The sequence below is a fragment of the Thermomonospora echinospora genome, assembly GCF_900108175.1.
Lineage (GTDB): Bacteria > Actinomycetota > Actinomycetes > Streptosporangiales > Streptosporangiaceae > Thermomonospora > Thermomonospora echinospora.
In genome coordinates, this window is the sequence record NZ_FNVO01000008.1 from 74,196 (window position 1) to 94,899 (window position 20,704).

Here is a 20,704-nt window from a genome sequence, read left to right on the forward strand (position 1 = left end):
CGTCACTACCGTCACCGGTGGGAACGCACGGGCGCCCGATGCCGGATCCGGTGCCCGGCCGGCGGTGGTGCGCCGGCCGGGACGGCACCGGGCGCCGCCGCTGGGAGCGGGGCCGACCGCCGGTGTTCGGGCGGCGGCGGTCGGCCGGGTCCGCTAACTGGCCGGGCGGAACACCGTGATCAGCCGCCAGGCGTCCGGGTCGCCCGGCCCGATCCCGGTGAAGTCGCCGTACTGGGCGACGACCCGCAGCGCCCCCGACAGCCGGACGGCCGCCGTCAGCTCGGTCGCCGTCCAGAACCGGTAGGGCACCACCCCCCGGATCACCTCGCTGCCGCCCTCGCGGGCGACGGCGATGGTGACGTGCTCCCGCACCACCTGCGTGATCGGGTCGAGCCGGTCACCGGGCTCGCCCCAGCGCACGTCGGCCCGCACACCGTCGCGTTCGACCGTCCAGACGGTGCCGGTGGACGGCTCGTCGGTGAGCCGGTCGGCCGGATGGCTCATCTCCAGGACGTAACACCCGCCGGCGGTCAGATGCCCGGCCACCCGGTCCAGATGCGCGACGAAGGCGTCCAGCGTCATCAAGTGGGCGGTCGAGTCCAGCATCGTCACGATGAGGTCGAACCCGCGGCCCAGCTCGAAGCGGGCCATGTCCGCCCGGACGACCTCCAGCGCGACCCCGTCCGCCTTGGCGCGCTCCTCGGCGTAGGCGCACATGGCCGGGCTCAGGTCCAGCGCGGTCGCGGGGATCCCGCGCCGCGCGAACTCCCGGGCGTGCTCGGCGGGCCCCGCCGCCAGCTCCAGCACCGATCCGGGCAGGCCGCGCCGGGACGGGCCGGACCGGGCGTACCAGCCCAGCAGGGCGTCCACCTCGGCCCGCACGTCGCGGAAGGCGCAGGCCAGATCGTAGGCCCAGGGGTTGTCGTAGACGGGGTTGTCCGCGGTGTCGGTGGGTTCGTCCGGCGTACTGCTCACCGCACCATCGTGTCAGGACCTGCCCGTCCTCGAAGCCATCGTGCCAGGCCTGCTCGTTCTCGGAGCGGGGGTTAGCCCGCCAGCGGCACCCTCGCCCCCGGAGACGCGGCGGCGGCCCGCGCGGCCCGGCCGTCCAACCGGACCCTGATCTCCACGACGGCGGGATCGTCGGTGTGCCGGATCCGGCCGCCCACGCCGGTCAGCAGTCGGCGCATCCGCGCGTTGTCGGCGAGCACCGAGGCGCGCAGCTCCACCAGCCCCCGGTCCCGGCCCAGCACCAGCAGCAGGTCGGTCAGCATCCGGCCCAGCCCCCGGCCCTGCCAGGCGTCCTCCACCAGGAAGGCCGGCTCCGCCACCCCGGGGTCCAGCACGTGCACCAGGTGCGCCAGCGCCAGGATCGAGCCGTCCGGACCCTCGGCGACCAGCGTCAGCCCGTAGGCCGGCTCGCAGAACAGGTCCAGCGCCCGCTGCGGCAGCGACGGCTTGGCGCTGAAGTACCGCGCCCGGCGGCTGGCCTGGGAGCACCGCTCGTGCATGGCCTGTACGGCCGCGCCGTCGCGGCGCTCCAGCGGCCGCACCACGATCTCGGTGCCGTCCCGCAGCAGCACCCGCCGCGAGGTCGGGCGGGGCTCGTCGGCCGGTAGCGCCGCCCGCACCAGCGCGTCGGCCCGGGCGGCCTCGGTGGCGGTGAACGGCAGCCCGGCCCGCCGCAGCCGCACCGCGCGCAGCGGCCCGACCGGAACGAGCAGCTCGAAGGACCGTGGGGCGTCGGCGTCGTGACGGCCGTCCGGCCCGGGCTCGCGCAGGGCCGCCGCTCCGCTCACCCAGGCCGCCGAGTCAGCGCGCAGCAGTTCGGCCAGCGCCCGGGGCAGGGACCGCGGATCGGTCCGCAGCCGGGCGGCCAGCGTCAGCGCCCGGGTCGGCTCGTCGATCAGCTCGTGCGGGCGGGCGGGCACCACGGTGGTGTGCCGGCCGCCGGCCGCCTCGATCGCGGCGGCCAGCTCCCGGGGCCAGGCCCCGCCCCGCCGGACGTCCACGACGAATTCGTCCACCACCCCCTCGGCGTCCACCTGGACGGACAGGCCGAGGATGTTGGCACCCCGCTCGGCCAGCGCGGCCGTCAGCACGGCCAGCCGGCCGGGCCGATCCTCGATCTGGGTACGGATGCGCAGCAGTGGCATTGGAGCGTTCCCTTTTCCGGGGGCGGCGATCCCCCTCACGGTCGCCCAGCCGTGTTACGAAACCGCTACGCCACGATGAGCCCGCCGTTTCGCCTGCCGGCCGGTGCACCGGCTCCCACCGGGTGGGACGGGCCGCCGATGCTCTAGCGTGCGGTGGATGAGCCATCCGCGTGCCGATGAGACCGACGACGGCCGGCTGCCGCCGCTGGACCCCCGTGCGCTGAGCGAGGCGCAGCGCGAGGTGTACGAGGCGGTCACCGCCGGGCCGCGCGCCGCCCGCCCCCCGGCGTTCCGGATCACCGACGGCGACGGCCGTCTGCTCGGGCCGTTCAACGCCATGCTCTACAGCCCGGCGGTCGGCCTGCCGCTGCAGGACCTGGGGTCGGCGCTGCGCTTTCGCACCGGCTTCACCGCGCGGGAGCGGGAGATCGCCACCCTGACCGCCGCCGCGCACTGGCGCTCGGACTACGAGTGGTACGCCCACGAGCGGATCGGCCGCCGCGCCGGGCTGACGCAAGCCGAGCTCGACGCGCTGCGCGAGGGCCGCGACCCGGTGCTCGCCGACGCGCGGGAACGGGTCGTCCACGCGGCCACCCGGGAACTGCTCGCCCACGGCGACCTCGGAGACGCCCTGTACGCCGAGGCCGCCGCCACGCTGGGCCGGGCCGCGCTGGTCGAACTGGTGACGCTGGTCGGCTACTACGGCGTGCTGGCGCTGCAGATGCGGGTCTTCCGGGTCGGCGTCCCCGAGGGGGAGACCGCCCCGTTCCGGCGGGACGATCCGGGCACGTCGTGACGAGATCACCGGCGTACCCGCAGGTCTGCGGGGCGGCCGGAGATCTGCGGGAAGGGGGTAGGCTCCGGACGACATGGGCGAAGCCCGCAATAAGGAGTGATCTGTGACGAACCCGCAGTCCGGTGGCCAGGCCCACATCGTCCAGTTGCTGAGCACCCGCCAGGACGCGGCGCTCGACCGCTGGACCGAACTCGCCGGGGCCACCCTCCGCGGGCGGACGACCCAGACCGAACTGCGCGGCGAGCTGCGCGAGCTGCTGTCCCTGACGCTGGCCTCGCTGGAGCGGGAGGACGACACCGCCCGGTCGGAACTGCGGGCGGTGCTGGCCGACATGTCCGGTCGCAGGGCCCGGCAGAACTTCACCCCCAAGGAGACCGCGGTCGCCGTCTTCACCCTCAAACAGGTCGTGCACGAACTGATCGAGGACGCCGACGAGGACCAGGCGATCAACGAGTTCGTCGCCTTCTCCCGCTACGTCGACGATCTCGGGCTGCTGACCTTCGAGACCTACGCCGCGACCCGTGAGCAGGTCATCGCAGACCAGGCCGAGCAGCTGCTGGAGCTGTCCACCCCGGTGGTGAAGCTGTGGGAGGGCATCGTGGCGGTGCCGCTGGTGGGGACCCTGGACTCGGCCCGCACCCAGGTCGTCATGGAGGCCCTGCTGCAGACCCTGGTCGACACCGGCTCGGAGTCCGCGGTGATCGACATCACCGGCGTGCCGGCCGTCGACACCGAGGTGGCCCAGCACCTGATGAAGACCATCATGGCGGCCCGGCTGATGGGCGCCGAGTGCGTGATCTCCGGCATCCGGCCGCAGATCGCCCAGACCATCGTCGCGCTGGGCATCGAGTTCGGCGACATCGTCAGCAAGGCCACGCTGGCCGACGCCCTGGAGTACCTGCTGTCGCGCAACGGCGTGCGGATCGTGCGCGAGGTGGTCGGCTGATGGAGCGGGTACCGATTCTCAAGGTCGGGGACGTCCTGCTCATCTCCATCCAGACCGATCTGGAGGACCGCACCGCGCTGGCGCTGCAGGAGGACCTGGCCGAGCAGATCGTGCGGACCGGCGCCCGGGGGGTGGTCATCGACATCACCGCGGTGGAGATCGTCGACTCGTTCATCGGCCGGATGTTCGCCACCATCGCCGCCATGTCCCGGCTGCTGGACGCCCGCACCGTGGTGGTCGGCATGCGTCCGGCGGTGGCGATCACCCTGGTGGAGCTGGGGCTGTCACTGGGCGGGGTGCACACCGCCCTGAACCTGGAGAAGGGCATGCGACTGCTGGCCGCCCCGGACCCCGGCGGGCCGCCGGGGACGATGAGCGGCCGATGAGCGACGTCCACGAGGTGCGGGTCGGCTCCAGCGATGACATCGTCGGCATCCGCAAGATGGTGCGGACCATCGCGGGGGATATCCGCATGTCCCTGGTGGACCAGACCAAGCTCGTCACCGCGGCCAGCGAGCTGGCCCGCAACATCGTGGTACACGGCGGCGGCGGGACCGTGCGGATCGAGCGGTTGACCGGCCCGACCGGCCGGACCGGGGTACGCATGATCTTCAGCGACGAGGGACCCGGCATCTCCGACGTGGACCTGGCGCTCACCGACGGCTGGTCCAGCGGCCAGGGCCTGGGCCTGGGCCTGCCGGGCTCCCGGCGGCTGGTGGACGAGTTCGAGCTGGACACCGCCGTGGGCCGGGGCACCAGGATCACGGTGACGAAATGGACCCGCTGACGGGCGGCTGGATGACCGATCCGGCGGCCGACGAGGTGATCCGGACACCGGTGGAGGAGGCCAGCGTCGCCGCCCGGCTGCGGCGGCTGGTCGCGCAGCTGGCCGAACGGCTGGGATTTCCCCCCGAACGGGTGGCCAGGCTCCAGCTCGCCGTCAGCGAGGCCGCCTCCAACCTCTCCAAGCACGCGCAGCAGGGCGAACTGCTGCTGCGCGTGGTCCGGGACGCCGACCACGCCGCCATCGAGATGGTGTGCACGGACTCCGGGCCCGGCATCGCCGACGTGCCCGCCGTGATGGTCGACGGGCAGTCCTCGACCGGAACCCTGGGCATCGGCATGGGCATGATCGCGCGCATCGCCGACCACAGCCACGTGTACTCGCTGCCCCGGCGCGGCACCGTGCTCATCGCGCGGTTCGAGGCCGTCCCCGGCACGTTCGCCGAGACGCCCCACGCCGGGCTGAACCGACCCATCACCGGCGAGGAGCAGTGCGGCGACGCGTTCGCCGCCAGCCAGGTGGACGAGGTGGTCTACGCCATGCTCTGCGACGGTCTCGGGCACGGGCCGCTGGCGGCGCTGGCGGCCCGCGAGGCGGTACGGGCCGTGCAGGACAGCCCCCTGCCGATGCGCCCGGCGGACCTGCTGCAACGGGTCCACCAGAGACTCGGGCGCACCCGCGGCGGCGCGGTCGCGGTGGCCGCGATCAACGGCCGGACGCGCCGCGTCGACTTCGCCGGCCTGGGCAACGTGGCCGGCTGGATCGTCGACGGCGAGCGCCGGCAGGGCATGATCTCGGTGCCGGGCATCGCCGGGCACCAGGCCCGCGGCCTGCGCGAGCACCGCTACGAGCTGCCGCCCGGCGCCGTGGTCGTACTGCACTCCGACGGGCTGACCAGCCGCTGGGGACCGCACGACTTCCCGGGGCTGTCCGCCCAGGCGCCCCTGGTGATCGCCGCGACCCTGCTGCGGGACGCCGGCGTGCGGCGCGACGACCGGGCCGTCCTGGTGGTGCGGCCGCCGGACCGGACCAGCGGGGTAGACACGGCATGATCCGCGAGCTGCTGCGCCTGCACATCCACGACGAGGAGGACCTGTTCGCCTTCCGGCAGGCCGGCCGGGAGGCCGCCGACGCCGTAGGGCTGGACGGCCCGGACCGGGCCCGGGTCGCCGCCGCGATCAGCGAGCTCGGCCGTGAGGCGTACGCCGAGCACGGTCCCGTGGAGGCGGTGTTCTGGATCCGGCGGGTGCAGCGGCCGGCGCTGGTGGTCGAGGTCGGCTTCCGGCGGGAGGAACGCCCGGCGCTGGCCGAGGCGATGGCGGTGGCGGCCCGGCTGATGGACGAGGTCGAGGAGGAGACGCGCGGCGACCGGGTGATCGTCCGGGTGCGCAAGCACCTGCCCGAGGACGCCCCGGTGCCCGGCGACGCCAGGGTGCGGGCGGTGCAGGAACGCCTCGCCCGCCTGGTGCCCGCCTCGGCCCAGGAGGAACTGCGGCGGCAGAACGAGGAGCTGATCGAGGCCCTGGAGGACCTGCGCCGCAAGCACGAGGAGCTGCGCGAGCTGCACGCGGAGCTGGAGGAGACCAACCACGGCGTCGTGGCCATGTACAACCAGCTGACCCAGGAGATGGAGGAGACCAACCAGGGCGTGGTGGCCCTCTACGCCGAGCTGGACGACAAGTCCGAGCAGCTGCGGCGGGCGAGCGAGTCCAAGAACCGGTTCTGGGCCAACATCAGCCACGAGCTGCGCACTCCCATCAACTCGATGATCGGCCTGGCCCGGCTGCTGCTGGACACCCGCGCCGACCCGCTCAGCGCCGAGCAGCGGCACCAGATCGGGCTGATCGCGCACTCCGGGCAGACGATCCTGGCCCTGGTGGACGAACTGCTGGACATGGCCAAGGCCGAGGAGGGCCGGCTGTCCCTGCGGCCGGTCCCGGTGGACGTGCCCGCGCTGCTGGAGCACCTGCGCTCGCTGCTGGAGCCGATGGCCGAGCAGGCCGGGCTGCGGCTGGTGGTGGAGGGCGCGACCGGCCCGTCGGACGCGCCGGTCACCGACGAGGTGATGCTCACCCGCATCCTGCGCAACCTGCTGGCCAACGGGCTGAAGTTCACCCGCCGCGGCGAGGTGCGGCTGGCCGCCCGGACCGAGGACGGGCACGTGGTCTTCACCGTGGCCGACACCGGGGTGGGCATCGCCCCCGAGGAGCAGGAACGGGTCTTCGAGGAGTTCTACCAGGTGCCCGGCAGCGGCGGCGGGGGCACCGGGCTGGGCCTGCCGTACGCCCGGCGGCTGGCCGAGGCGCTGGGCGGCGGGCTGACCCTGCACAGCGCCCTCGGCGAGGGCACCACCGTGACCGTGCGGATCCCGCTGAGTCCCGGCGGGGAACCCGGCCCGCGCCGGCCGCCCGGCGCCGGCCGGGCGGGCACCGCGGACGGGACGGGCCAGGAGGGGACGCCATGACCGCCGAACCGAGGACGACCCTGGTGGTCGACGACGTCGACACCAAGCGGTACATCATCGGCAGCTGGCTGCGCCGGGCCGGCCACACCGTCATCGAGGCGGCCTCGGCGGCGCAGGCCTGGGAGCGGCTGGCCGAGCACGAGATCGACCTGGTGGTCCTGGACGTGCGGCTGCCCGACATGAGCGGCCTGGAGGTATGCGAGCGGATCAAGGCCGACCCGGCCACCGCGTCCCTGCCGGTGATCCACATCTCCGGAACGGCGGTCGAGGTCGCCGACCGCGCCCTCGGGCTGCGCGGCGGTGCCGACGCCTACATGACCGACCCGATCGACCCGGAGGAGTTCCTGGCCACCGTCCAGGCGGTGCTGCGCTACTACCAGGCCCGCCGGCTGGCCGAGCGGCTGGCCGAGCGGCTGGCCGCGCTGGCCCGGGCGACGCTGGAGATCAACGCCGCCGACACCTTCGACGGGCTGGCCGCCGCCGCGGCCCGCGGCGCCGCCGAGGTCTTCGGGGTGGCGGCGGCGGCCCTGATCCTGCCGGCCGACGGCCGGCTGCGCCGCGCCGTCTGCATGTGGCCGGCCACGGCGATCTGGCCGCGCGGCGCCGACCCCGGGGTGATGGAACGGCTGGGCGACTTCGTGGACCTCGGCGGGGGCACCGGGACGGCGGTGGCGATCGTCCCCCTGGACCGGTGGCGCACCGTGCTGCCGGACGCGGCGGTCGACGGCGCGGTGTCCATGGTGATGTCCCGCACCAAGGTCGGCCGGCCGCCGGTCTGCCTGGCGGTCGAGGCCCGGGGCGCGCTCGACGAGGACGAGTTCAACATGCTGCGCCAGCTCGGCCAGGCGGTGGCGCTGGCCGTGGAGGCGCTGCGCTCCTACACCGAGGAGCACCGGATCGCAGTGACCCTGCAGCGTAGCCTGCTGCCCTCCGCGCTGCCGGAGGTGCCCGGCTGGAGGTTCGCGGTGCGCTACGAGCCGGCCGCCGAACAGGCCGAGGTCGGCGGCGACTTCTACGAGATCCTGAAGATCGATGACCGGCTGCTGATCGCCATCGGGGACGTACAGGGGCACTCGCTGCACGCCGCCACGGTGATGGCCGAGCTGCGGCACGCCCTGCGCGCCTTCGCGGGGGAGGGGCACGACGCCGAGCGGATCCTGCAGGGGCTCAACCGGGTGCTGCGGCGTTATCACGACGACCAGACCGCCACGGTCTGCCTGGCGACCCTGGATCCGGCCGACGGCACCCTGGAGATCGCCAGCGCGGGCCATCTGGCACCGCTGTTCGTGGATGGCGACGGAGCCCGTTTCGGCGAGGGCGGCGGCGTGCTGATCGGCTTCCCCGTCGACCACGTCGGCGTGCAGCGCGCCGTGGTCCCGCCTGGCGGCACCGTGCTGCTGTTCACCGACGGGCTGGTGGAGGACCGCGGCGTGCCGCTGACCGGCAACCTGGAGCGGCTGCGCGTCCTGGCCGCGCACGTCGAGGAGGACCTGGAGGCGTTCAGCGACCGGGTGCTCGCCACGTTCGGCCATCGCGAGGACGACGTGGCGATGGTGGTGGTGCGCCGCGACCCGCAGGGCTGAGCGCACGGCTCCTGGCGGGCCGTGCGCTCCGGCCCGTCACGGCGAGGCGATACGCTCCAGACCGGGCGGCAGCTTGGCCGCCGCCCCCCGGTCCAGCAGGAACAGCGTGCGCTGGCGGCCCCGGGCCCCGGCGACCGGGACCTGCACTGGACCGGCCTCCGACAGGCCCAGCCGTACCGCGTCGGCCTTGGACTCGCCCGCCGCGATCACCCAGACCTCCCGGGCCGCCAGGATCGTCGGCAGCGTCATGGTGATCCGGGTCGGCGGCGGCTTGGGCGCCCCCCGCACCGCCACCACCGGCCGCTCGTCGTACAGCGCCGGCATCTCCGGAAACAGCGACGCCACGTGCGCGTCCGGCCCCATGCCCAGCATGAGCACGTCGAAGGACGGCACGGGGCCGTGGTCCTCCGGCCGAGAGGCGGCCCGCAGCAGGGCGGCGTACCGCTCGGCCGCCGCCTCCGGGTCGTTGCCGTCCGGCCCGTCACTGGCCGGCATCGGATGCACCCGCGCCGGATCCACCGGGACGTGGTCCAGCAGCGCGGCGCGGGCACCGGTCTCGTTGCGCTCTGGGTCGCCCGACGGCAGGAAACGCTCGTCCCCCCACCACAGGTCCAGCCTGCCCCAGTCGATGGCGTCGCGGGCCCGGCTGGCCGCCAGCTCGGCCAGCACCGCGGTGCCGACCCCGCCGCCGGTCAGCACGATCGACGCCGAGCCCCGGGCGGCCTGCACGTCCACGATCCGGGTCACCAGCCGGGCCGCCGCCGACCTGGCCAGCATCGTCTGGTCGTGGTGGACCAGCACGGCGGGCGGGGCGCTCATCCGGAGCCCCCGGCCGGCTTGCGGGACCGGGACGCGGCCGCTCCGGCCGGCTTGCGGGGGCGCTGCGTGCTCTCCGCGGCCGGCTTCGGGGACCGTTGCGCGCTCTCCTCGGCGGATTCGCTGGAGCGCTGCGCGGCCTCCAGGTCCTTGGCGTACCGGACCGCGGCCTCATGGTAGACCTCGTCGGGGTCCAGCCGCCGCAGCTCCTCGGCCAGCAGCTCGGACATCGGGCGGCGGTGCAGCGCCACCTGCCGGTCCGGCTGCCCGGGCCGCGACAGGGTCGCCACCCGGCCGTCCGGGCGGGTGATGGTGATGTCGCCCTCGGCGGTGTTCAGCGTGACCGCGGTCAGCCCCGGCCCCTGGGAGGAGCGCCGGGACACCGGCACGCCCAGCCGGATCGCCAGCCAGGACGCCAGCAGCTCGGCGCTGGGGCTGTCGGGCTCGCCGTCCACTCGCCCGCCGACGATCTCGGCGTGCTCCTGGTCCAGCGTCGCCGCCAGCAGGGTCCGCCACGGCGTCAGCCGCGTCCAGGCGAAGTCGGTGTCGCCCGGCTGGTAGCCCTGGGCGAGCCGGGCCAGCGTGCCGAGCCGGTCCTGCGCGGCGTAGGAGTCGGTCACCCGCCGCTGGGCCAGCACCCCCAGCGGGTCGGCGCCCGGCCGGTCCGGGGCCTGGCCCGGCCACCAGGTCACCACCGGGGCGTCCGGCACCAGCAGCGGCAGCACCACCGAGTCGGCGTGCTCGGCCAGCGGCCCGTACATGCGCAGCAGCACGGTCTCGCCGGGCCCGGTCTCGCCCATCCGGATCTCGGCGTCCAGCCGGGAGGAACTGCCCCGGGCGTCCCGCGAGATCACCGTCAGCACCCGGCACGGGTTCTCCCGGGCCGCCTCGTTGGCCGCCCGCACCGCGTCGTACTGCGCCGACTCGTCCGTCACGATCACCAGGGTGAGCACCATGCCGATGGCGGGACCGCCCATCAGGTGCCTGGCCTGCCGCAGCGACTTCTCGATCCGGCGGGTCGAGGTGTCGGCAAGGTCGATGTTCATCGGTCGGACTCCAGCGTGTTCGTCACAGACGTCTCCAGGCGCGCCCGTCGCGCGCCATCAACAGGTCGGCCGACTCGGGCCCGTAGCCGCCGGACTTGTACTGTTCCGGCTTGCCGTGCTCGGCCCAGTACTCCTCGATCGGGTCGAGGATCTCCCAGGACAGCTCGACCTCCTCCTGGCGGGGGAACAGCGGCGGGTCGCCGATCAGCACGTCCAGCAGCAGCCGCTCGTAGGCCTCGGGGGAGTGCTCGGTGAACGACTCGCCGTAGGCGAAGTCCATGTTCACGTCGCGGATCTCCATCGCGGTGCCGGGCACCTTGGAGCCGAACCGCACCGTGATGCCCTCGTCCGGCTGTACCCGCATGACCAGCGCGTTCTGGCCCAGCTCCTCGGTGTCGGTGTGCGAGAACGGCAGGTGCGGGGCGCGCTGGAAGACCATCGCCACCTCGGTGACCCGGCGGCTGAGCCGCTTGCCGGTGCGCAGGTAGAACGGCACCCCGGCCCAGCGGCGCGACTCGATCTCCAGCTTGATCGCGGCGTAGGTCTCGGTGCGGGAGTCCAGCGGGATGCCCTCCTCCTCCAGGTAGCCCCGCACCTTCTCGCCGCCCTGCCAGCCGGCCGCGTACTGGCCGCGCGCGGTGGCCCGGCCCAGGTCGGCCGGCAGCCGCACCGACGACAGCACCTTGGCCTTCTCCGCCCGGACGGAGTCGGCGGAAAAGGAGGTGGGCTCCTCCATCGCGGTCAGCGCCAGCAGCTGCAGCAGGTGGTTCTGGATGACGTCGCGGGCGGCGCCGATGCCGTCGTAGTAGCCGGCCCGGCCGCCGATCCCGATGTCCTCGGCCATCGTGATCTGCACGTGGTCGACGTAGGAGCGGTTCCAGATCGGCTCGTACATGGTGTTGGCGAACCGCATGGCCAGGATGTTCTGCACGGTCTCCTTGCCGAGGTAGTGGTCGATCCGGAAGATCGACTCCTCGGGGAAGACCCGGTGCACGGTCCGGTTGAGCTCCTTGGCGCTGTCGAGGTTGTGCCCGAACGGCTTCTCGATCACCACCCGGCGCCACGACCCGGGGCCGTGCTCGGCCAGCCCGGACCGCCGCAGCTGCTCGATCACCTGCGGGAAGAACTTCGGCGGGATGGACAGGTAGAACGCGTAGTTGCCGCCGGTGCCGCGGGTGGTGTCCAGCTCCTTGACCGCCATGGCCAGCGCGTCGAACGCCCCCGGGTCGCTGAACTCGCCCGGCACGAAGTGCATGCCCTCGGCCAGATGCGTCCAGACGTCCTCGCGGAACGGGGTGCGCGCGTGCTCCTTGACCGCCTCGTAGGCCAGCTGCCGGAAGTCCTGGTTCTCCCATTCGCGGCGGGCGAACCCGACCAGCGAGAAGCCCGGCGGCAGCAGTCCCCGGTTGGCCAGGTCGTAGATCGCCGGCAGCAGCTTCTTGCGGGACAGGTCGCCGGTCACCCCGAACAGCACCAGCACGCTGGGCCCGGCCACCCGGGGCAGCCGCTTGTCGCGCGGGTCCCGCAGCGGATTGGGTGTCGTGGTCACCTGTGAGCCCCCCTGCCGGCTTCTTGGACCGTTCCTGTCGGTTCTGTCGTGCTCATCGATGTGGCCTGGCGCATCGCGGGCGCGCCCCCTCCAGCCTGCTCATGTCTCTCCTCGGGCGGCCTGCGGCGGTCGGGTCCGGCGGCGCCGCCGATCTGGTCGGTGCCCCGTGCGGGGCCGGCACGTCGTGCCACCCTTTCCCGTCGACATCAGGTATACGCACCTCCTCCGCCGGTGGCTCGGTACCGCAGACGATCATCGCCGCCTCCGCGTCGGAGACGGCCACGGTGGGTCGGGTCACGGCTCACGGCCTCGCACCGCCTCGGCGAGCCGCCCGGCGTCCCAGCCCGGCTCGCGCAGGTGCAGCCACAGCACCGGCAGCCCCCGCCGGCGCAGCGCCCGCACGTCGGCCAGCGCGCGGGCCAGCCGCAGCCTGCCCAGCGTGTAGGGCCGGCCCGGCACCGGGCGGTCGCCGCCGGCCGCCGTGCCCGTCACCACCAGGAACGCGCCGTTGCCCGGCCCGTCCAGGTGGACCGGGCCGGTGCCGTGCAGATGGCCGGGGCCAGGCCCGTAGGTCACCGGCCGCCCGGCCCGGCGGGCCAGCGGCGGTGCCAGGGAGCGACCGGGCAGGTCGTCGGGCAGGTAGGTGATCAGCGACAGGTATCCCGACGCCGGGACGGCGCGCAGCAGCGCGTCGACCGCCCCCCGCACGCCCGCGCCCGTCGGCGGGCCGGCCGGCCCAGGACCACCGCGCACCTCGATGCCGCCGTCGACGAAGTCCGGATCTCCGGCTGGCAGCGGCCCGCCGGCCGCGCGGCGCAGCAGCGCCGCCGCGTCGTCCTCGGCCTCCTGCGCCAGGGCGGTGGCGCCCTCGAACGGGTTGACGCCCAGCAGCCATCCGGCCACCGCGGTGGCGTACTCCCACAGCAGGAACTGGGCGCCCAGCGGCCCCCACACGGAGGTGTCGGCGTCGTCCACGGACGTGCCGAGCGTTACCGAGTGCGCATCGGGCGACAGCTCGGGGGCGGGCTGGCCGGGGGCCTGCAGCGGCACGATGCCGCGGCCCCGCTTGCCGGTGCCGGTGGCCACCAGTTGCGACACCCAGCCGGTCAGCGCCGCCGTCCCGCCGCGCAGCACCAGCTTGTCGCGGGTGGGGGAGGCGGGGTCCTGCTGGGCGCAGCCGCCGAGGACCGCGCCCAGCAGCAGCCCCGGGTTGTCGTCGTCCTTGCCCAGCGAGGGCACTACCGAGGCCGCCTCGTCCAGCAGCCCGGACACCTGCGCGCCGGCCAGCACCGCCGGGACCAGCCCGTAGGCCGACAGCGCTCCGAAGTGGCCGGGCAGGTACGGGTCGGTCAGCCCGATCCGGTAGCCGCAGCGGCGGGCGAAGTCGTGCAGCGGGCTGCCGTGGTCGGTGATCACTAGGAACCGCCCGGCGATCTCCCGCTCGGACAGGCCGTGCTCGCGGAACGCCGCGGCGAAGATCCGGCGGTAGGCGTCGCCCTCGATGGAGACCCCCACCTTGCTGGACAGCACCACCAGCGTGCGCTCCAGCCGGGCCAGGGCCGGCTCCATGGCCGCCGGGTCGCTGCCGTCCAGCACCGTCAGCCCGCGTGTCCCTCCCACCGCCGGCCCGCCCGGGTCGGCTTCCATGACGGCCTGGGCGGCCAGCCCCTCGGCGCCCACCCCGATCAGCACCACCTGGTCGAGCCCGAGCTGGCGGACCTCGGCCACCAGTTCCCGGATCTGCTCCAGCAGCGCCCGGGAGGCGAACGGCAGGTCCAGCCAGCCGAGCCTGCTGTGGTCGACCGCGCGGCGGCCCCACAGCCGCGGGTCCTTGGCCGCCAGCGCGGCCGGCACCCCGCAGGTGACCAGGTAGTCACGGGCTTGGAGGGCCGCGTCGAGAACGCCGCCACGGGTCATCACGTCGAAAGCCGACACGGTTCCTCCCTCCTGGCCCATCGTTTCAGGACGGCGGGTGTCGGCGCGACCGAAAACGCCGTGATCCGCACCGATGTTCGACGTCGGTGCGGATCACGGCGGATGCGGCTTTTGCCGGGGCCGGGCCCGGCCTGCGCGCGGGTGCCTCAGGCGAGCGCGGCCAGCAACTGGTCGATCCCGGCGGCGCGGTCGCGCAGGTGGATCCGGACGGCCGGGCGGCCCCGCGAGCGCAGCGCCCGCAGGTCCCCGAACGCCTGGGCCAACTGCAGCTCCCGGAGCGTGTACGGCTTGCCCGGCACCGGGACGTCCTCCGCCGCCTCCCCGGTGATCTGCAGGAACACCCCGCTCTGCGGACCGCCCTTGTGGTACTGGCCGGTCGAGTGCAGGAACCGGGGCCCCCAGCCGAACGTGACGGGGGCCGGGGTCTTGCGCAGCCGGCCTGAGGCCGCGGCCAGCAGCGGCCGCAGCCGTTCGGCGCCGGCGTCGCCCACCCGGTCCAGGTAGGCCATGACCGCCAGGTAGCCGTGCTCGGGAACGGCCGTGACGACCGCCTCCAGTGCCGCGGTCAGGTCCCTGGCGCCCCTGAGCAGGTCGGCCGGGGCGTGGATCTCGACGGCGCCGACGGTCAGCGCGGGCTCGCCCGCCACCACGGTCGGCGCCTCGCCCTCGGCGGTGCCGCGCAGCAGCGCCGCGGTGTTGTCCTTGGACTCCTGAACGTTGGGCTGGTCGAACGGATTGATGCCCAGCACCCGCCCGGCCACCGCGGTGGCGTACTCCCACAGCAGGAACTGGGCGCCCAGCGGGCCGGACACGCCCAGCTCGCAGTCCTCGTAACGGCCGCCCAGCACTGCCCGGCGCACGTCCGGGGTCTCCTCGAAGCCGGGGGCGTCGACCCCCTCGACCACCACGGGCAGGATGCCCCTGCCCTCCTTGCCGGTGGACTCGGCGATCAGCTGCTCGGCCCAGTCACCGAACCCGGCGATGCCCGAGCCGTGGTCGGCGATCACCAGCTTGTCGTGGCCGGTCAGCGCCGAGGCCCCCAGCGCCGCGCCCAGCGCCAGCCCCGGGTTGTCGTAGGGCTGGCGCAGCGCCGGGATCAGCGCCGCGGCCTCCTCCAGCAGCCCGCTGACGTCCACGCCCGCCAGCGCGCTGGGCACCAGCCCGAACGCCGTCAGCGCGCTGTAGCGCCCGCCGACGTCGGGGTCGGCCAGCACCACCGGATACCCCGCCGCGCGGGCGGCGGCCTCCAGCGGGGAGCCCGGGTCGGTGACGACCACGAACCGGCGCGTCAGCGCCTCGCCGGTGATGCCCGCGTCGGCGAAGGCGCCCTCGAAGACCCGCCGGTGGCTGTCGGTCTCGATGGTGCCGCCGCTCTTGCTGGACACCACCACGATCGTCCGCTCCAGCCGGTCGCCGATCACGGACGCGACCTGCTGCGGGTCGGTGGTGTCCAGGACGGTCAGCTCCACCCCGGCGGTACGGGTGATGACCTCCGGGGCCAGCGACGAGCCGCCCATTCCGGCGAGCACCACGTGGTCCAGGCCGTCGGCGCGGGCCTGCGCGGCCAGCTCGGCCAGGCGGGGCAGCAGCGACCGCGAGGATTCGGGCAGGTTCAGCCAGCCCAGTCGCCGGCTCGCCTCCTCGGCCGCCTCGGGCCCCCACAGCTGGGCGTTGCCGGCCATCAGGGCGGCGGGGACGCCGTCGGTGACCAGCCTCTCCAGGACGCCGGCGGCTTCGTCGACCACGGTGCCGCGCAACGTGACCGAGACGCCGCCGGAGGTGACGACGGACGTCACTGGGCGCCCCCCTTGTCGGCCAGCTGACCCTCGATGGTGCTCAGCAGCTCCTGCCAGGAAGCCTCGAACTTCTCCACGCCCTCCTCCTCGAGCACCCGCACCACGTCGTCGTAGTCGACGCCGGTCTCCTTGAGGCGGTCCATGAGGGCGCGGGCCTCGTCGTAGGTGCCGTGGACGGTGTCGCCGCGGATCTCGGAGTGGTCGGCGGCGGCCTCCAGCGTCGCCTCCGGCATGGTGTTCACCGTGCCGGGCGCGACGAGCTCGTCCACGTACAGGGTGTCGGGCAGCGAGGGGTCCTTGACGCCGGTCGAGGCCCACAGCGGCCGCTGTGGCCGGGCCCCGGCGTCCTTGAGCGCCCGCCACCGGTCCGAGGCGAACTTCTCCTCGTACAGGGCGTAGGCCAGCCGCGCGTTGGCGACCCCGGCCTTGCCCTTGAGGGCCTCGGCCTCCGGCGAGCCCAGCTTGTCCAGGCGCTTGTCGATCTCGGTGTCCACCCGGCTGACGAAGAACGAGGCGACCGAGGCGATCTGCGACAGGTCGCGGCCGGCCTCGCGGGCCTGCTCCAGCCCGGCGAAGTAGGCGTCGATCACCTGGCCGTAGCGCTCCAGCGAGAAGATCAGCGTGACGTTGACGCTGATGCCCTCGCCGATCGCCCGGGTGATCGCCGGCAGCCCCTCCTCGGTGGCCGGGATCTTGATGAACAGGTTGGGCCGGTCCACCATCCACCACAGCGCCCGCGCCTCGGCGACGGTCTTCTCGGCGTCGCGCGCCAGCCGGGGGTCCACCTCGATCGACACCCGGCCGTCGAGGTGGTCGCTGCGCTCGTACACCGGGTGCAGCACGTCACAGGCCCAGCGGATGTCGTAGGTGGTGATGGCCCGCGCCGCCTCCTCGATGTCCACGCCGCGCACCGCCAGGTCGCGCAGCTGGTCGTCGTAGGCGGTGCCCTTGCCCAGCGCCTTGGCGAAGATGGTGGGGTTGGAGGTGACCCCGACCACCTGCCTGTCGCGGATCAGGTGCTCCAGGTTCCCGGTCCGCAGCCGCTCCCGGCTGATGTCGTCCAGCCAGATCGCGACGCCCTCGTCAGAGAGCTTCTTGAGTGTCTCGCTCACCGGTGTCTCCTAGTCGAAGGTCTGACGGGTGTGTCAGTTGCCGGTCGTCTCCCCGCGGCCCTGACCCTCCACCCCGGCCTTGATCAGGCTGGCGTGGGCGGCCGCGACCACGCGGTCGGGGGTGAAGCCGAACTGCTGGAACAGCGTCTTGTAGTCGGCCGAGGCGCCGAAGTGCTCCAGGCTGACCGTCTCGCCGGCGTCGCCGACGTAGGCCCGCCAGCCCAGCCCGATCCCGGCCTCCACCGACACCCGGGCGCGTACCGAGTGCGGCAGCACGTGGTGCCGGTACGACTCGTCCTGGGCCTCGAACCACTCCACGCACGGCATCGACACCACCCTGGTCGGGGTGCCCTCAGCCTCCAGGACGCGCCGCGCCTCCAGGGCGATCGACACCTCGCTGCCGGTGGCGATCAGGATCACGTCGGGGCGCCCGTTGGCCGCGTCGGCCAGGATGTAGCCGCCCTTGGCCGCGCCCTCCGCGCCGGCCAGCTCCCCGCCGCGCTCCAGCGTGGGCAGCTTCTGCCGGGTCAGCGCCAGCCCGGCGGGCCGGTCGGTGTGCTCCAGGATGGTCCGCCAGGCCACCACGGTCTCGTTGGCGTCGGCGGGCCGTACCACGTCCAGGCCGGGGATGGCACGCAGCGACCACAGGTGCTCGACCGGCTGGTGGGTCGGCCCGTCCTCGCCCAGCCCGATCGAGTCGTGCGTCCACACGAACGTCACCGGCAGCTTCATCAGCGCCGCCAGCCGCACCGCCGGGCGCATGTAGTCGCTGAAGACCAGGAAGGTGCCGCCGTACGGGCGGGTGCCGCCGTGCAGCGCGATGCCGTTGCAGATGGCGCCCATCGCGTGCTCGCGCACCCCGAAGTGCAGGGTGCGGCCGTAGCGGTTGCCGGGGAACTCCTTGGTCTGGAACTCCTCGGGGATGAAGGACGGCTCGCCCTTCATCGTGGTGTTGTTGCTCTCGGCCAGGTCGGCCGAGCCGCCCCACAGCTCCGGCAGCACCGGCGCCAGCGCGGTCAGGATCTCCCCGGAGGCGGCGCGGGTGGCGATCTCCTTGCCCGCCGGGAACCGCGGCAGCACGTCGGTCCAGCCGGCCGGCAGCCGACGCTCGGAGATCCGGTCGAATTCCGCGGCCCGCCCGGGGTGCGCCGCCCGCCAGGCCTGGAAGCCCTTGTCCCACCCGGCGTGCAGCTCGCGGCCCCGGTCGATCACCTTGCGGGCGTGCGTGAGCACCTCGGCCGGCACCGCGAAGACCTGCTCGGGGTCCATGCCCATGATCCGCTTGGTGGCGGCGACCTCCTCGGCCCCCAGCGCGGCGCCGTGGATCTTGCCGGTGTTCTGCTTGTTGGGGGCCGGCCAGCCGATGATGGTGCGCAGCGCGATGAAGGACGGCCGGTCGGTCTCGGCGCGGGCCTGCTCCAACGCCGCGGCCAGCGCCCCGACGTTCTCGTGGTAGTCCCCATCGGCGGTCCAGTCGACCGACTGCACGTGCCAGCCGTAGGCCTCGTACCGCGCCGGCACGTCCTCCGACATCGCGATGGCGGTGTCGTCCTCGATGGAGATGCGGTTGTCGTCGTAGAGCACCACCAGGTTGCCCAGCCGCTGGTGGGCGGCCAGCGCGGAGGCCTCGTGGCTGATGCCCTCCTCGACGTCGCCGTCGGAGGCGATCACCCAGATGTGGTGGTCGAAGGGGCTCTGCCCGGGCTCGGCGTCCGGGTCGAACAGGCCGCGCTCGCGACGCGCCGCCATCGCCATGCCGACCGCGTTGGCGATGCCCTGGCCCAGCGGGCCGGTGGTGGTCTCCACGCCCGCGGTGTGCCCGTGCTCGGGGTGACCCGGGGTCTGGCTGCCCCACTTGCGCAGCGCCTTCAAGTCGGTGATGTCCAGCCCGTAGCCCGACAGGTACAGCTGGATGTAGAGGGTGAGGCTGGAGTGCCCCGCCGACAGGACGAACCGGTCCCGGCCGGGCCAGGCCGGGTCGGTGGGGTCGTGTCGGAGGAAGCGCTGGAAGAGCAGGTAGGCGGCCGGCGCCAGACTCATCGCGGTGCCCGGGTGACCCGAGCCCGCCTCCTCGACCGCGTCCATCGCCAGGGCGCGGATCACATCCACGGCCCGCCGGTCCAGGTCGGACCACTCAAACGTGCTGCTGTCCGTAGTCACCGGAACGCTCAGCTTCCTCTCAGGGTCCGCGCTCGCCCCCGCGAGGGCGAGCGCCTCTTCATACTCTCCGCCGCACGGCCCGGACCGCTGTCCGGATCAACGCCACCGTTCCGGTCAGCCGAGGGGTCGGCGGTTCGTTCCGGAAGCGCCCTCGCCAGGGCCGGGGCCGCCATCGCGCCTTGTCCAAGACCCTATCCAAGAAGCGGTCCCGACCTCCTGAGCGACGAGCGGACCGGCGGCGTGCCGCACCGGCGGCGCGCCGCCGTACGGTCGACCCTTGCCCCAACGCCCGCGGGGCTAACCACCCCACCGGGGGAACCGGAGGGTGGGCCGGATCTCACCCGTACGGGCCCCCGCCCTCCCGCCCCCCGCGGCCTCGTCCGATGTGCCCCGGTGCGCGACCCTCGGGGGTGGCGCATTACAGTGATTGCGCGGTTGACGAGAGTGGCCGCGGCATTATTCACAAGCTTCACAAGCCGAGGTGCGGCCCACTCGCGGGGGCACCGCCGGGGGTCGGGGTACCCCCGGGCTACGTACATGGACATGGACCAGTTGTGACGGTGCTCATTAACAAGCCCGGGACCGAGGTTGCCGGAGCGCTCCCGGCCGTTCCGGCCGACGTCGTACCGCCGGCCGTGGCCCGCCGGCCGCTCGGCGCGCTGGTGGGCGCCTACGTGGCGCTGACCAAGCCGCGCGTCATCGAGCTGCTGCTGATCACGACTCTGCCGGTGATGTTCCTGGCCGCGGGCGGGCTGCCGCCGCTGGGCACGGCGCTGGCGACCCTGGCCTTCGGCACGATGTCGGCGGGGGCGGCCAACGCCATCAACTGCTTCATCGACCGTGACATCGACGCCAAGATGCGCCGTACCCGCCGCCGCCCGCTGGCGCGCGCGCAGGTGACCCCGGCCGAGGCGCTGACCTTCGGGATCGTGCTGGCGGCCGGGTCCACGGCGGGTTTCGCGCTCACGGTGAACTGGCTGGCCGCCGCGCTGTCGGCCGCCGCCATCGGCTACTACGTCTTCGTGTACTCGCTGCTGCTCAAGCGGCGCACCTCCCAGAACGTCGTGTGGGGCGGCATCGCCGGGTGCATGCCCGTCCTCATCGGCTGGGCGGCCCTCACCGGCGGGCTGGCCTGGACCCCGTTCGTGCTGTTCATGGTGGTGTTCCTGTGGACGCCGCCGCACACCTGGACGTTGGCGATGCGCTACCGCGAGGACTACGCGGTCGCCGGGGTGCCGATGCTGCCCGTCGTGGCCACCGAGCGGCGGGTGGTCGCCGAGAGCCTGGCCTACACCTGGGCGACCGTGCTGTGCTCGCTGCTGCTGTGGCCGGTCGCCGGGATGAGCGTGGTGTACGGGGCGGTCGCGGTGGTGCTTGGCGCCGCGCTGCTGGCCGAGGGGCACCGGCTGCTGCGCTCGGTGCGGGCCGGGATCGTCGGCGTGAAGCTGCGGCCGATGCGCTTCTTCCACCTGTCCAACGTCTACCTGGCGCTGCTGTTCACGGCCGTCGCGCTCGACCCGCTGCTGAGCTGACCGGCCGCCGGGGGCGCGGCGCCCGCGCG

The 20,704-nt window shown here is 73.9% G+C and carries 17 protein-coding genes; 8 read left to right on the forward strand and 9 right to left on the reverse strand.

What is annotated here, in order from left to right; translation table 11 throughout:
* Positions 1–153 precede the first annotated feature (153 nt).
* Together C4U03_RS19400 and C4U03_RS19405 are read right to left on the reverse strand one after the other, a co-directional pair.
* Positions 154–975, reverse strand: coding sequence for a class I SAM-dependent methyltransferase (locus C4U03_RS19400; protein ID WP_103939232.1), 822 nt, complete (start codon positions 973–975; stop codon positions 154–156).
* A 71-nt stretch (positions 976–1,046) separates the two neighbouring features.
* Positions 1,047–2,156 carry a GNAT family N-acetyltransferase gene (locus C4U03_RS19405; protein ID WP_103939233.1) on the reverse strand — a complete coding sequence of 370 codons (1,110 nt, stop codon included), beginning with the start codon at positions 2,154–2,156 and terminating at the stop codon, positions 1,047–1,049.
* Between the two features lie 157 nt (positions 2,157–2,313).
* Here C4U03_RS19405 and C4U03_RS19410 point away from each other — a divergent pair, with 157 nt between their 5' ends.
* From C4U03_RS19410 to C4U03_RS19440, 7 genes are all read left to right on the forward strand, one after another.
* A complete protein-coding gene (locus tag C4U03_RS19410; protein WP_103939234.1) occupies positions 2,314–2,952 on the forward strand; it encodes a carboxymuconolactone decarboxylase family protein in 639 nt (212 codons plus the stop codon).
* Positions 2,953–3,055: 103 nt separating this feature from the next.
* On the forward strand, positions 3,056–3,898 hold the full coding sequence (locus C4U03_RS19415) for an STAS domain-containing protein (protein WP_235017976.1): 843 nt from the start codon (positions 3,056–3,058) through the stop codon (positions 3,896–3,898).
* Positions 3,898–4,284 carry an STAS domain-containing protein gene (locus tag C4U03_RS19420; protein WP_200827333.1) on the forward strand — a complete coding sequence of 129 codons (387 nt, stop codon included), beginning with the start codon at positions 3,898–3,900 and terminating at the stop codon, positions 4,282–4,284. Before C4U03_RS19415 ends, C4U03_RS19420 begins: the two co-directional genes overlap by 1 nt.
* Entirely contained in the window at positions 4,281–4,685 is a 405-nt protein-coding gene (locus C4U03_RS19425) for an ATP-binding protein (protein ID WP_103939235.1), read from the forward strand. Before C4U03_RS19420 ends, C4U03_RS19425 begins: the two co-directional genes overlap by 4 nt.
* The gene (locus tag C4U03_RS19430; RefSeq protein ID WP_103939236.1) at positions 4,673–5,734 is read left to right on the forward strand and encodes an ATP-binding SpoIIE family protein phosphatase; all 1,062 of its coding nucleotides are present in this window, start codon (positions 4,673–4,675) and stop codon (positions 5,732–5,734) included. The genes C4U03_RS19425 and C4U03_RS19430 overlap by 13 nt, the downstream gene beginning before the upstream one ends.
* The gene (locus tag C4U03_RS19435; RefSeq protein ID WP_103939237.1) at positions 5,731–7,146 is read left to right on the forward strand and encodes a sensor histidine kinase; all 1,416 of its coding nucleotides are present in this window, start codon (positions 5,731–5,733) and stop codon (positions 7,144–7,146) included. Before C4U03_RS19430 ends, C4U03_RS19435 begins: the two co-directional genes overlap by 4 nt.
* On the forward strand, positions 7,143–8,729 hold the full coding sequence (locus tag C4U03_RS19440; RefSeq protein WP_103939238.1) for a fused response regulator/phosphatase: 1,587 nt from the start codon (positions 7,143–7,145) through the stop codon (positions 8,727–8,729). Before C4U03_RS19435 ends, C4U03_RS19440 begins: the two co-directional genes overlap by 4 nt.
* A gap of 36 nt (positions 8,730–8,765) precedes the next feature.
* On the opposite strand, the gene pgl is transcribed toward C4U03_RS19440, so the two are convergent.
* The 7 genes from pgl to tkt form a co-directional block, all read right to left on the reverse strand.
* Positions 8,766–9,548, reverse strand: a complete 783-nt coding sequence (gene pgl / locus C4U03_RS19445) for a 6-phosphogluconolactonase (RefSeq protein ID WP_103939239.1) — start codon at positions 9,546–9,548, stop codon at positions 8,766–8,768.
* On the reverse strand, positions 9,545–10,591 hold the full coding sequence (gene opcA / locus C4U03_RS19450) for a glucose-6-phosphate dehydrogenase assembly protein OpcA (RefSeq protein ID WP_103939240.1): 1,047 nt from the start codon (positions 10,589–10,591) through the stop codon (positions 9,545–9,547). Before opcA ends, pgl begins: the two co-directional genes overlap by 4 nt.
* Before the next feature lie 22 nt (positions 10,592–10,613).
* Positions 10,614–12,140: a glucose-6-phosphate dehydrogenase gene (gene zwf, locus C4U03_RS19455; protein WP_103939241.1), complete on the reverse strand. Its 1,527-nt coding sequence runs from the start codon at positions 12,138–12,140 to the stop codon at positions 10,614–10,616.
* 294 nt (positions 12,141–12,434) lie between these two features.
* Entirely contained in the window at positions 12,435–14,075 is a 1,641-nt protein-coding gene (locus tag C4U03_RS19460) for a phosphoheptose isomerase (protein WP_103939242.1), read from the reverse strand.
* A gap of 146 nt (positions 14,076–14,221) precedes the next feature.
* Positions 14,222–15,871 carry a glucose-6-phosphate isomerase gene (locus C4U03_RS19465; protein ID WP_103939243.1) on the reverse strand — a complete coding sequence of 550 codons (1,650 nt, stop codon included), beginning with the start codon at positions 15,869–15,871 and terminating at the stop codon, positions 14,222–14,224.
* The gene (tal, locus tag C4U03_RS19470) at positions 15,868–16,983 is read right to left on the reverse strand and encodes a transaldolase (RefSeq protein WP_103939244.1); all 1,116 of its coding nucleotides are present in this window, start codon (positions 16,981–16,983) and stop codon (positions 15,868–15,870) included. Before tal ends, C4U03_RS19465 begins: the two co-directional genes overlap by 4 nt.
* Positions 16,984–17,016: 33 nt before the next feature.
* Complete coding sequence (tkt, locus tag C4U03_RS19475; RefSeq protein ID WP_103939245.1) at positions 17,017–19,143, reverse strand: transketolase; 2,127 nt, start codon at positions 19,141–19,143, stop codon at positions 17,017–17,019.
* A gap of 554 nt (positions 19,144–19,697) precedes the next feature.
* Here tkt and C4U03_RS19480 point away from each other — a divergent pair.
* Complete coding sequence (locus C4U03_RS19480) at positions 19,698–20,675, forward strand: heme o synthase (RefSeq protein WP_103939246.1); 978 nt, start codon at positions 19,698–19,700, stop codon at positions 20,673–20,675.
* Positions 20,676–20,704: the final 29 nt, after the last annotated feature.